This is a genomic window from Lysinibacillus sp. FW301-JW8, assembly GCF_058788755.1.
Window position 1 is genome coordinate 1 of record NZ_JBYTBB010000011.1, and the last position, 13,572, is coordinate 13,572.

At 37.6% G+C, this 13,572-nt stretch carries 8 protein-coding genes and 1 riboswitch; of the genes, 6 read left to right on the top strand and 2 right to left on the bottom strand.

What is annotated here, in order from left to right; genetic code table 11:
* The first annotated feature begins 1,004 nt into the window (after positions 1-1,004).
* A riboswitch (cyclic di-GMP riboswitch) is annotated at positions 1,005-1,090 on the top strand.
* A gap of 104 nt (positions 1,091-1,194) precedes the next feature.
* The 4 genes from AC3WOM_RS06535 (at position 1,195) to AC3WOM_RS06550 (ending at position 6,452) form a co-directional block, all read left to right on the top strand.
* A complete protein-coding gene (locus AC3WOM_RS06535; RefSeq protein WP_492445725.1) occupies positions 1,195-2,946 on the top strand; it encodes a methyl-accepting chemotaxis protein in 1,752 nt (583 codons plus the stop codon).
* Positions 2,936-3,688 (top strand): SDR family NAD(P)-dependent oxidoreductase, encoded by a 753-nt coding sequence (locus tag AC3WOM_RS06540; protein ID WP_492445727.1) that lies wholly within the window; start codon positions 2,936-2,938, stop codon positions 3,686-3,688. Before AC3WOM_RS06535 ends, AC3WOM_RS06540 begins: the two co-directional genes overlap by 11 nt.
* Positions 3,689-3,713: 25 nt before the next feature.
* Positions 3,714-5,210, top strand: a complete 1,497-nt coding sequence (locus AC3WOM_RS06545) for a sodium:solute symporter family protein (RefSeq protein WP_427542659.1) — start codon at positions 3,714-3,716, stop codon at positions 5,208-5,210.
* Between the two features lie 558 nt (positions 5,211-5,768).
* Positions 5,769-6,452 (top strand): hypothetical protein, encoded by a 684-nt coding sequence (locus AC3WOM_RS06550; RefSeq protein WP_492445729.1) that lies wholly within the window; start codon positions 5,769-5,771, stop codon positions 6,450-6,452.
* Between the two features lie 594 nt (positions 6,453-7,046).
* On the opposite strand, the gene AC3WOM_RS06555 is transcribed toward AC3WOM_RS06550, so the two are convergent.
* Positions 7,047-8,741: a methyl-accepting chemotaxis protein gene (locus AC3WOM_RS06555; RefSeq protein WP_427542653.1), complete on the bottom strand. Its 1,695-nt coding sequence runs from the start codon at positions 8,739-8,741 to the stop codon at positions 7,047-7,049.
* A 296-nt stretch (positions 8,742-9,037) separates the two neighbouring features.
* Positions 9,038-10,039, bottom strand: coding sequence for a M23 family metallopeptidase (locus tag AC3WOM_RS06560; RefSeq protein WP_427542650.1), 1,002 nt, complete (start codon positions 10,037-10,039; stop codon positions 9,038-9,040).
* 309 nt (positions 10,040-10,348) lie between these two features.
* On the opposite strand from AC3WOM_RS06560, the gene AC3WOM_RS06565 reads away from it, so the two are divergent.
* Both AC3WOM_RS06565 and yhbH read left to right on the top strand, forming a co-directional pair.
* Complete coding sequence (locus tag AC3WOM_RS06565; protein WP_427542677.1) at positions 10,349-12,244, top strand: PrkA family serine protein kinase; 1,896 nt, start codon at positions 10,349-10,351, stop codon at positions 12,242-12,244.
* Positions 12,245-12,409: 165 nt separating this feature from the next.
* Positions 12,410-13,567 carry a sporulation protein YhbH gene (gene yhbH, locus AC3WOM_RS06570; RefSeq protein WP_427542647.1) on the top strand — a complete coding sequence of 386 codons (1,158 nt, stop codon included), beginning with the start codon at positions 12,410-12,412 and terminating at the stop codon, positions 13,565-13,567.
* The last annotated feature ends 5 nt before the right edge of the window (positions 13,568-13,572 follow it).

The following is a 13,572-nucleotide window of genomic DNA, read 5'->3' on the forward strand; positions in this document are numbered from 1 at the left end:
ACAAAGTGGTTTTATCCATAGAATGTAGGATAAACAACTATAGAATTGTACCACTACTCTATCTAATTAATGTTGGTGAGTAATATGCTTTTACTTTACTTTTGAGGGAAGAAAATATTTAAAGTTCTACACTATTGCTGATTGGAGTGCAAGGCTACTCGACTCCCGTGGGATAGCGAGACAGACGAGAAACTGAGGCCAACACGATGTTGGTCACGAAGGCGTTGTCACAGGACGTGACGCACTTAGTCTTCGTTCCTCTAGCGCAGGAAGCGGCTCGTCGCTCGCCCACTGGAAGCCTTGCTCTGCGCGAAAGCGAAGCGTCAGCGGCAAAGAGAGTAGCCTGGAACGGAAATCACCTTCATTTGACTTAGTAGTATTCACAAAGAGTCCCTTGACCATTTGGTTTTACTAGGTAATCTTGCATAAATAGCTCTGTAAGGTTATAAATAAACTGTAAAAATCGTATTTTTCTTATTAAAATCTAGTTGACAAATTGTGACGGAATTGTGTACACTTTAGATGACACAAAGTTGTCACAAATGGGAAAAAGAAATGTTTACGAACAGAGGGGTGCTTTTATGGTTTATTTTGACATCTTATTAGTTGCTATTGCATGCGTTAGTACGCCACTCATTGTTGCAATTATATTAGACATCTTTTATGCAGAGAAAAAACAAGTTCGTTTTTCATTACGTCGTACATCAGTATGGTATTTGTGTATGTTTGTTTTATCTTTTATACCAACAATCTTACTTATGACACACAACGTATAGTTTACTTTAAGAGGAATAGACACTTAGGGGTAAGTGAATATAAAACATATAGGAGCAGCTACAACTTTAAAATATTTGTAGCTGCTCTTTTATATGTTCATTTATAGAGAAAAATGTGTCATTATAATCATTCTATAGTTTGTTAATTGATGGTAAAAAAGTATTAAGATATACGTATTTTAAAGTGGCTCCATTGACTACTTTTACCCATTGTGTTAATTTGAGGAGGAAAAAGATAGGCAAATCTACTGAAAAGTAGAGACGCAAAGCCACAGGTCTAAGGCAATGAATGCTATGATGGCTGGGTTGCAAAAGATTGCTAGTTACGTACATATTATGCTAGTTATATTCTTTGTTGCCTATTTCTTTTTTGAAATAGGTTATTTTTTATAAAAAATTTGATAAGGGGGAAGTAATAATGAAGTTTTTAAGAAATGCTTCATTAAAAAACAAACTTTTACTAACAGTTACCATTATTGTTTTACTTCTAATAACTGTGATTACTACACAAAGTATTAGAGAATTAAACAATCGAATGACTGTGGATTTAGAACAAGAATTAAAAAGTGTTGGGTTATTAACAGCCATTAATCTTGATAGTGATGAAATTAAAGATTTATTGACTGAAAAAGGGGAAACCAACGCTAAATTTACAAAAGTTCAAAAACAGCTTGATAAAATTCAAAAAGAACAAGGAATTATGAGTTGGAGCTACATATGGGATGTCAAGGATGAGGGTGGCGTCAACCCGATAGGTTATACGACCAATTTAAATGATGTGTATGAAGCAGGTGAAATTTTTAAGGATTTAGCAGATGAGCATGTAGAAACAGCAAAATTAGCTATTAAAAATAACAGTACAGAGGTAACTGATATTTTCCAGGATCCATATGGTTCATGGAGAACAGTTTTTAGTCCTATTAAGGATGATAACGGTCAGCTAATAGCATTATTAGGTATTGATTATTCTGCTGATTATATTAACACCATTATTAAAACAAGTGTCACTAAACAGATTGTTATAGCTGTTATTGGTATTATCATCTTATTAATTTTAGTTTACATAATTATGGATCGTTTATTTAAGCCATTAAAGAAAGTAGTAAATGTAGCCAATCAGGTGGCAAATGGTGAATTGATTAATGTTGATTTAGAAATTACGAAGGACGAAATTGGTAATCTATCTGAATCTATTCATAAGATGGTGTCCAATCTGCAACACATTATATTAAATATAAGAAATACATCAAACAATGTATCTTCTGCAGCTAATCAGCTTACAGTGCATGCAGGTGAGACATATAACAGCTCTACAAATATTGCTCAGGATATGAGACAAATTACACAAAATGCTGAGGCTTCTATGGTGATGACAGAAGAAACAGCTGCTGCAATGGAGGAAACAGCGACAGGCATTCAGCAAATTGCAGATTCTGCTAATACAGCAGCTGAATCATCTATTGCTGCATCTCAAGCTTCCGAACGTGGGAATCAAGTTGTTCAGCAAGTAATTACACAGATGGAGCTAATTAACGGCTCTGTGGAACAAATCGGCACAACAATAAATGGGTTACATTTCAATACGAAAAAAATTAGCGATATTGTAAGCCTTATTACAGCCATCGCAGATCAAACAAATTTACTAGCATTGAATGCCGCTATTGAGGCAGCTAGAGCTGGAGAGCATGGAAAGGGCTTCGCTGTGGTGGCTGATGAGGTAAGGCGTCTAGCAGAACAATCATCACAATCTGCTACTGAAATCTACAATTTAATTAGTACAATTCAAGCCGATTCCAACGCTTCTATTACGGTTATGGAAAAGGGTAAAGAGGATGTAAAGGCTGGTATGGAATTTACCAATGAGGTAGGAGAAATCTTTAAGGAAATTCTCACTTCGTCTGAGGAGGTTGCAAGCCAAATTCGTGAAATTTCGGCTGCGTCTCAGCAAATATCTGCTTCATCAGAGGAAGTCGCTGCATCGGTAAATAACATTAAACAATCTGCAGAGCAGTCTTCGGAATTCTCGTCAAATGTATCGACAGCAACACAAGATCAATTGACAGCAATGCAGGAAGTAAAAGAGGCATCTTCTTCATTAGGAAAAACAGCAGAAGAATTGCAAGCACTCGTTTCAAAATTCAAATTGGAGAATAATCATCATGGAAATTAATTTTAAAGGAAAAAATGTTCTTGTTACTGGTTCAAGTAAAGGCATCGGCAAAGCTATCGCATTAGGCTTTGCCGAGCACGGTGCTAATCTCTTAATCAACTATATTGGAGATGACAAGGAAGCAGAAGAAGTTCGTACACAAGCAGAACAGTTTGGCGTGCAGGCTTTTAAATTCAATGCAGATGTATCGGATTCTCAGCAAGTGCAAGACATGTATCAATATATGGATACACATTTAGGAGCAATTGATATTCTTGTCAATAACGCCGGATTTGCTCAGGCTTCAAGCATTACAGATTTGACTGACGAGCAGTGGGATAAAATGATTAAAGTGCATTTATATGGCTGCTTCTATAATTGCCGTGAAGCAGTAAAAAGAATGAAGGAACGGAACAACGGGAAAATTATTAATATCTCCTCTGATATTGGTAGCTTGGGCTGTGAAGAGTTTACGCACTATTCGGCTGCTAAAGGTGGGATTAACGCCTTTACAAAAGCTTTAGCTAGAGAATTAGCTCCTTCTATTTTAGTCAATGCAGTAGCTCCTAGTGGGACATTCACAGATATCCTTAAGGAATTTGGTGACAACTACGTAGAGGAAGAGTCCGCTAAATATCCTTTAAAACGATTAGCACAGCCAGAAGAAATTGCAAAGAGTGTACTATTTTTAGCATCAGAAAATGCGAATTTCTATACAGGCCAGCTTTTAACGCCTAATGGTGGCGTTGTTATGAATGGATAAAGCGAAAAACTAAGGAGCCATACTTATGTTAAATATAATCATCTTTAGCTTATACTTAATTTTTATTTATTATATTGGCTATAAAGGCTATAAGCGTGTCCATACTGCTGAGGATTTAATTGTTGCTGGATGGAGCATGCCGCTATCTGTCGTAACAGGAAGCTTAGTTGCCGCTTTATTAGCTGCGCCCTTCTTTTTTGCTGCTGTAGGTTCAGGCTATACTAGTGGAGGTTTTGAAGGCTCGGCAACAATGGGTGGCTTAGGCACTTGTATGATTCTTGGGGCACTTATCTGGACAAAGCCACTACGAAGATTGAAGGGATGGACATTAGCAGATTACTATGGATTACGATATGGTAGTAAGAAGCTAGGTGCATATACAGGAGTCGTGATGGCAATAGCCTTTGGTGTCTTTAATGCGGCTGCGCTAACGGTGGGTGGAACATATATTATTCAGCAGCTTTTACAAATTGATTTCATACCTGCTGCATTGCTATTCGTATCGCTAACGGCCCTTTATTCAGTGATTGGTGGGCTCTGGGCAGTAGCCTATACGGAAATTGTACAGGGCGCTCTTGCAGTAGCAGGAATCTTAGGTATTACGATTTTCATTTTGTTCTATTATCCTGATGTTACATTTAATCCTGAATGGTGGAATATCGGTACATTATTCGAAAAGGCCGGAGCAGAGTTTTGGACGCTTTATCTTGTGTTAGCACTTGGCGACATTCCAGCAGTGGATTTAGGGCAAAGGGTAGCTGCTGCCAAAAGCCCGAAAGTAGCACAGCGCAGTATGATTATTGCTGGATCAATTATTATTGCAATTAGTTGGATTCCAGGAATGTTAGGAGAGGCATTCAAGACCATTTATCCTGATAGTTCAAATCCAGAAACATTAATGCTTACATTTGCGCAAGGGTATTTCCCTCCATTATTAGCGGCAATCTTTTTAACAGCAATGGCTGCTATGGGGATGTCGACGGTAGCTGCATGCTATGTTGCCACTTCGGGAATTGTGACAAAAAATATTTATTTAGACTTTATTAACCGTAATCCTGATCCTAAAAAACTATTAAGATTTTCTCGTACTGTTATTATTGCAAGTGCTTTACTAGGCTTAGTCCTTGCAGTGAGCTTCCAAAAAGTAATTGATTTAGCGTACTTAGCATGGGACATTATTTTTGTAACAATTTTCTGGCCAATTGTTTTAGGACCATTCTGGAAACGAGTAAGTACGCCAGCAGTTTGGGCAAGTATTTCAGTAGGGCTGGTATACTATATTGTTACATCATTGACATATGTACCGAGCCTCAATATCCAATCTGAAGGTTTCTTAGGCTTATTAAACGAGTTATGGCAGGCTCCTGTCTTCTCTGGTGTTGTGATTACAGGCATTACCATCGTAGTAGTAAGCCTGCTTATTCCTCCTACACAGCATGTACTTGAAATGCATAGGATAGAACAAGATAAGAGCTTAGATGATGTAGGAAGTAAGGAAGAGTTAGTAGAGCAATCTAACTAAAAAGAGTCTCCTTTATAAAGAAACATCCTAACGAAGATGATGTCTGTATTTTGCAAGAGCATTGAAAAACTAAATAAATTCACTTTTTTATATTAGAAATCTGTCTTTTGTTAGATTTGAAAACTAAAAAAAGTCGGTTTGTATCACATTTTTTGTGGCAAATCGACTTTTTTAGTGCCCTCGTATTGTGCAGGCATCATATTTTTAAGTCCACTTTTGATTTCTCTAGAGAAGGAAAGTTCATATACATCATGGTTTATTTTAAATACTTGTTTTATATTTAAAAATATTTTTTTCTTTTTCTAAAATGGACGTATGCTGTTCATATGTTTTGGGATTAGATGTCTCTTCAAGCTGTTGCATTAACATATCGTGAGCAATATGTTCAACTTAGAGGAAATAACATTTTATTGATTGGCTGATGACCTTATGTTTTTTGTTACCTTTATATGAAAATACCCATGAAAATTAAGAATGAAAAGGTTATTAGTAGAATAGAATTTCTACTATGTATGGTTGTACTGTTCTATCGATTATCTTTTTGAGGGTGGGATATAGATGAAAACCTTTTTTGTCTTTTTTCTAGGGATTATCTATTTATTACTAGCTAAAGCAGTTGAGTCGATTCTATTTAATAGGCTATATTTTTTTATAGGTTTAGGTCTCATAATTGCCGGAAGTGTCCATTACATGAAAGAGCGTAATAGATATTTAAGTAGACTAGATGATTTGAGGGATGCGAGTGAACAGGAGCTGTTGGCAATTCCCCATACACAGTGTATCCTAGCAGAGGATTACTTAAGTGCTTTATTATTAGACGAACCGACGAATACACTTTATCTCGCAAGTAGGGAAGATTTAGCAGAGGAATTAATAAAAAAGGAAATTCCCTTCAATAAAATATATGAAGTGGCAATAGTGGAGGACGAAATATTTATTGCAAGAACTAGCAATCATTTAATAAGTGGCTCTTTATTAGAGGATCAGGAGATTGAAGTGGAGGAGATAGATGAAGATGACCCTGAGTATAATACTGTCTCTCACTTAGCTTTGAAAATTGTAGCTGATAATTTATCAGACCCTATTTTAGAATATGTTTTCTTAAATCAGGATGAGCCAATTTCTAGGGAGGAAGATGAGTACGTAGAGTCTTTAGAGCTATGTGAGAAATGGTATCAGAGGATAAGTGTGATTATTAAACGTTATGAACTTGAAAGAGTACCAATTCGCCATTGGCAATAAGAATTAAAAAGCTATCTCTGCTGATTAAAATAGATCGAGATAACTTTTTTGATAAAAGTCGGGTAGGGAGAGAAACTGCTCAGGCGCCCCCTCGAATAGCTCTGGTAGGACAAGAAACTGCTCAGGTATCCCCCCGAACTGCTCGGGTAGGAAGGGAAACTGCTCAGGTATCGCCCCAAAGTGCTCGGGTAGGGCAGGAAACTGATCAGGCAGCCCCGGAAGTGCCTGGGTAGGACGTGAAACTGCTCATGAAATAGCTCAGGTATCCCCCGAACTGCTCGGGTAGGGCAAGAAACTGATCAGGCAGCCCCTCGAACTGCTCGGGTAGGACAAGAAACTGCTCAGGTATCCCCCCGAACTGCTCGGGTAGGGCGTGAAAGTGCTCAGGTGTCCTCCCGAAGTGCTCGGGTAGGACGTGAAAGTGCTCAGGTGTCCTCCATAAGTGCTCGGGTAGGGCAAAAAACTGCTCAGGCAGCCCCCCGAAGTGCTCGGGTAGCCCCAAAAACTGCTCAGGTAAGCCAAAGAATCGATCAGGCAAGGTAAAGTACAATCCCAGTATCCCCCGAAATCACAGTTATCAAGAAGTGACAAATTTTAGATTTTAAATTGTTGCAGCTGACTGTTTAGCTCTTCAGACATACCTGCGAGCTGACTAGCGCTTCTTGAAATTTCCTCCATAGTACTTGCGGTTTCCTCTACTGTTGCTGTTGTTTGCTCCACACCTGCTGCGGACTCTTGGGAAATCGAGGCCATTTCATCGACAGAGGTATTGATGGACTCAGAGTTTTGGGCTAGCTTATTTAAATTTTCCGAAATGGCATTAATGTTGAGAATCATATCCTCAACAGCACCTGATATCTGTTCAAAGGTTTCATTTGTCTGATTTAATTGGGCTGATCCTTTTTTTACTTCTGCATAGCCTGATTGGAGTGCCAAGGTTACATTGCTAGTCTCTCCTTGGATGCGGTTAACGATTGTTGAAATATCTGTCACAGAGAATTGGACTTGCTCAGCCAGCTTACGTACCTCGTCAGCTACCACTGCAAAGCCCTTTCCATGCTCTCCTGCACGAGCCGCTTCAATGGCAGCATTTAAAGCAAGTAAGTTTGTTTGGTTCGAGATTTCATCAATTACAGAAACTAACTTGGAAATTTCTGCTGATTGGTCGTTTAAACTTTCGACTTTTCTCACTGAATTTAAAACAATTTCATTAATCGCGTTCATTTGCTGTGTTGATTGGATCATTAAATTTTTACCCGTCGATGTTAAATTTTGAACATGACCTGAATGCTCTTTCAATTCAATTCCTTCTTGTGTTGTGTCATGAATACTACGTTGGAACGATGTCATGGTTTCCGCTAAATCACCTGCAGTAAATGCCTGAGTTTCAGTACCTGAGGCAAGTTCCTGCATTGTTACGGTTATTTGCTCTGTTCCTGTTTGAACCTCATTGGCAGATTGAGCAAGCTCCTCGCTACTAGCTGCTACAGTTTCTGAAACAGTATGAATCGAGCTAATCGTTTGCTTTAATTTTTGATTCATTTCATTTGCGGCCAGCATTAATTGACCTATTTCATCCCGTTGATCAACAACCAATGGGTCATGCCGAAGATTTCCTTCTGCTAGTTCACCCATACGCTCTGAAACAATGGTAATGGGCTTTGAAATTTTACTTGCTGTAATAATGGCAATAACAATACCAGCAATTGTCAAGACAATACTAGCTATCGTTCCAATTGTTTTATTGCTAGAGCTAGTAGAGACAACCTCATTCCCAACCTTTGTAATAGATTCAGAACGATTATTCGCTAGTTCCTCATAACCGATGCGAACTTCTGTTACAAGGTCATTAATGGCTGTTAAATTTTGTAATGCCAATTCCTTGTCGCCTCTTTTATAGACATCAAATACTTGAGTATTTACACGATTACTCCACTCCCGTGCCATTGCTACTAGTTTTTCACGCTCCGGTGTGTTTTCAAATTTCTCTACAATACTATTGCTTTCCTCAGCAATTTGTCGATATTGATTAAACGTCTCTATGTATTTTTCGTCGCCTGATATAACATAGCTTAAAGCCGAAGATAACCGTACACTCATAGACATGGCTAAATGTTTACTTGCTGTCATAACAATTAAATCTTCGTTTACTAAGCCCTTTGCTTGCTTTTCCATCTGCGTATTGGAAATGTAAGTATAGGTCGTGAAACAAACAACAAAAACTAACAATAGAAGAAATGCACTTAATATCCTTGCTTTAAGTGTTTTAAACTGAAATATCCCTTTCATCTTTCCCATCCTTTTATTTGTTTAATTTTGAAATGCTGGCATATTTTAGTAATGTGTTAACATGTGAATTATTATAGTACAAATATTATTTTATAACTAAATCAATATATAAATAAGTCCTTTTAGTGGAAAAATTTAAAATAGTTTTTTAGTACAATAATAAATGAAGGAATATTTTGTTGATAGTTATATGTATATGTTTTCAAAATATTCTTGAAAAAATTTTCTGTTCGTTAAGTATTTATACCTAAATAATAAAAGCACTTGCTGCAAATGCATCAAGTGCTGCTCAGTAATTACTGTTTTGCCTTTGCCTTTTTGGCTAGTCGTTCCCATTGTAATAATGAAGGATATGGATCGAATGCCCATTCTGTGCGTCCATTGAATTTATAGATACCATAATGCAGATGGGGTGGGAATTTACCCGATGTACCTTCCTTGCCATAGCCAGAGCTTCCTACATAACCAAGAACCGTGCCAGGCTCGACAATGTCACCTACTTCAATATCCTTATGATAGCTACCAAGATGGGCATAATAATGATATGAATTATGATTATCGCGGATACCAATTCGCCAGCCACCAAATTGGTTCCAACCTTTTATTTCCACTACGCCATATGAAGTAGAAACTACAGGAGTTCCATAGCTAGCGAAAATATCTGTTCCTTCATGGATGCGTCGTCCACCCCAGCCTCTGTTAGCTCCCCATGTACCTCGATAACTGTAATCGTAATTCGTAGGGATTGGGAAGGTATGAGCATAAAGTTCGGTTGTTTTAAAATGTCTATACATAGTGGAAATGGTGAAGATTTGATTAACAGCTTCCTCACTTCCATAATAATCCCATAAAGCTAATTTAAAATCCTCATCAGTTGTTCCAAATTTGCTTAAAAAACTAGCCATGGAAAATATGACATCAGCATCGTCTGTTGGATTGGCAACACCATCACCATTACCATCGAGACCCATTCCTCCAAAATAGCTTATCGTTTCTGGAGAAGTATCTTCTTTTATAGGATTTAAAGGGCCTGACCAATATTCATCGGAAAATTGAATGGCGATAATACCCCCTCTTTTTGGTATGTCCTTGCGAACGGATTGCAGATTGCGCTCATATTGATCAATGGCTGCTAAGAAATGCCAGGGGATGAGTAATTCATCAAATTGGACATAATAGGTCATGCGTTGCTGTAAAATTTCTTCTTCTGAGGGTTTATCATTGGCTAAAGCAATCACAGGGCTTGTATAACTCCATAATAATATCCATGATAAAAGAAAAATAAAATGGCGATTCAATAATGGACCTCCTTTCTACCGTTAGAATAACCGAATTTTTTTTCTTCATTCAGCACTTTTTGTGGGAAAAGAAGTGGATTGCTGTGGTACGTTACTAAATTAAACTAATACTGTGGAGCAATATTTAAAATGAAAATTCGATGAAAATGATTGGCAACACCTCATTTATTCAGTGTTAACTCCATCCTAGTATGCGGTAAATAAATAGAAACAATAGGAAGAAACTTTGGCAAAGAAAAAGTAATGGGTATCATAATGTCATTTACTTCATACTATGTTATAAATCAAGCCCTGAATGGAGGGAAGGCTATTAACATTTTAGATAAAGTGAAAAGCTATCGCGAAGAAGAAAATCGGCTGAAGTGGGAAGGTACATTTGCAGATTATTTAAGCATCATTAAGGAAAGACCTGAAGTTGCACAAACAGCCCATTCACGCGTCTACAATATGATAAAAAGCGCTGGTGTAGAGGAACGCGATGGGCAAAAAATGTACGAATTTTTTGGGCATGAAATTTTTGGGCTTGAAACAGCAATTGAAAGACTGGTGGAGGAATATTTCCATCCAGCAGCACGAAGATTAGATGTTAGGAAACGTATTTTGTTATTAATGGGACCCGTAAGTGGAGGGAAATCAACAATCGTGACCCTGTTAAAACGTGGACTTGAGCAATATTCGCGGTTAGACGAAGGCGCAGTTTACGCAATTAAGGGATGTCCAATGCATGAAGATCCTCTACATTTGATTCCTCATCATTTGCGTAATGAATTTTTAGAGGAATATGGCATAAGAATTGAAGGAAGCTTATCACCTTTAAATACGATGCGTCTTGAAAAGGAATACGATGGACGTATTGAAAATGTGATGATTGAACGTATAACTTTTTCAGAAGACAGACGTGTAGGCATTGGAACATTTACACCATCGGATCCTAAATCACAGGATATTGCAGATTTAACAGGTAGTATTGATTTCTCCACAATTGGGGAGTTTGGTTCAGAATCAGATCCTCGAGCGTATCGCTTTGACGGGGAACTAAATAAGGCAAATAGAGGTATGATGGAATTCCAGGAAATGTTAAAGCTTGATGAAAAATTCTTATGGAATTTATTATCTTTAACACAGGAGGGGAATTTTAAAGCAGGTCGATTTGCATTAATTAGTGCTGATGAATTAATCGTAGCACATACAAATGAAACGGAATATCGTTCATTTATTTCCAATAAAAAAAATGAGGCTTTACATTCACGTATTATTGTTATGCCAATTCCGTATAACTTGAAAGTTAGCCAGGAAGAGCATATTTATGAAAAGATGATAAAAGAGAGTGATATGTCTCATGTGCATATTGCGCCTCATGCATTAAAGGCCGCAGCAATCTTTTCGGTTCTCACAAGACTAGAAGTACCGAAAAAACAAGGTGTGGATCTTATAAAAAAAATGCGCCTGTACGACGGAGAAAATGTGGAGGGATTTAATTCCGTTGACTTAGAGGAGCTTAAAAAAGAGTTTCCAAATGAAGGCATGAACGGTATTGATCCACGCTATATCATTAATCGTATTTCTTCTGCTATTATTCGCAAAGAGATACCATCTATTAATGCATTAGATGTCTTACGGGCACTGAAAGATGGATTGGATCAACATGCTTCCATTTCTCAAGAGGACCGTGAAAAATACATGAATTACATTGCAGTTGCTCGTCGTGAGTACGATGAAATTGCTAAAAATGAAGTACAAAAGGCCTTTGTATATTCGTATGAGGAATCGGCAAAAACATTGATGAACAACTACCTCGATAATGTAGAGGCGTTTTGTAATAAAAATAAAATTTTAGATCCTCTAACTGGGGAGGAAATGAATCCTGACGAAAAATTAATGCGCTCAATTGAAGAGCAGATTGGCATTTCAGAGAATGCTAAAAAGGCATTCCGTGAAGAGATTCTCATTCGAATTTCTGCCTATGCACGAAAAGGTAAACGATTTGACTATAATTCTCATGAGCGATTACGAGAGGCGATTCAGAAGAAATTATTTGCAGACTTAAAGGATGTCGTGAAGATTACAACGTCTTCAAAAATGCCGGATGAATCACAGCTTAAGAAAATTAATGAGGTTGTTGCAAGATTAGTTGATGAGCATGGCTATAATACAGCATCTGCAAATGAATTATTGCAATATGTAGGCAGTCTGTTAAATCGATAAACTAGTTTGATAGGAGTGAATAGGAGTGTCCCATTTTAAGGGCCACTCCTTTTATCTTCATATTGAACAAAACGAACATAATTGATTTCTCGAAAAAAGTTCAAGAAAGAGGATTTCTAGCATAGTATAGAAAAAGCGAATTTGAGCAGATGGGTGAGGATAAAAATGACTGAACACGAAAACAAACGCTATGTCATCTCTCAGGAAAATTGGTCCCTCCATCGTAAAGGGCACCAAGACCAGCAACGTCATATGGAAAAAGTAAAAGATGCAATCAAGAATAATTTGCCTGATTTAGTTAGTGAGGAAAGTATTGTCATGTCCAATGGCCGTGATGTTATTAAAATTCCTATTCGTTCACTGGATGAATATAAAATTCGATATAACTATGATAATTCCAAGCATGTTGGGCAAGGACAAGGAGACAGTAATGTAGGGGATGTAGTTGCTCGCGAGCCAGGCAGAGGCAATCAAGCTGCTGGTAAAGGAAAGGAAGCTGGTGATAAGCCAGGCCAAGACTATTATGAGGCTGAGGTAAGCATTGAAGAAGTTCAAAATGTCTTATTTAATGAGCTAGAGCTGCCTAATCTACAACAGAAAGAAAAAGCAGATATTAAAACTGAAAAAATTGAGTTTAACGATATTCGGAAAAAAGGTCTGATGGGGAACGTTGATAAAAAACGCACGATTCTAAATGCACTTAAGCGCAATGCGATGCAGGGAAAACCAGAAATAACACCAATTCATAATGAGGATTTACGTTTTAAAACATGGGATGAGGTTGATAAGCCTGAATCCAGGGCCGTTGTTCTTGCGATGATGGATACAAGTGGTTCGATGGGTTCCTTTGAAAAATATTGTGCAAGAAGCTTCTTCTTCTGGATGACAAAATTTTTACGTTCTAAGTATGAAACAGTGGAAATTGAGTTTATTGCGCATCATACAGAGGCGAAAGTGGTAACAGAGGAGGAATTTTTTACAAAGGGAGAAAGCGGAGGCACAATATGCTCGTCAGCCTATATAAAGGCGTTGGAGCTAATTCGAGAAAAGTATAATCCTTCTCGCTACAATATTTATCCAGTGCATTTTTCAGATGGTGAGAACATTTCGATGGATAATGAAAAGTGCTTGAAACTGGTTGGTGAGTTAATGGAAGTTTCGAGTATGTTTGGATATGGAGAAGTGAATCAGCATAATCGTTTTTCTACACTTATGTACACTTACAAAAAGATAGATGATCCGAAATTTAGGTATCATATTTTGAAAAAGAAGGGCGATGTGTATGATGCCTTAAAGAGCTTTTTCAAAAAAGATGAGGAATAAATCCG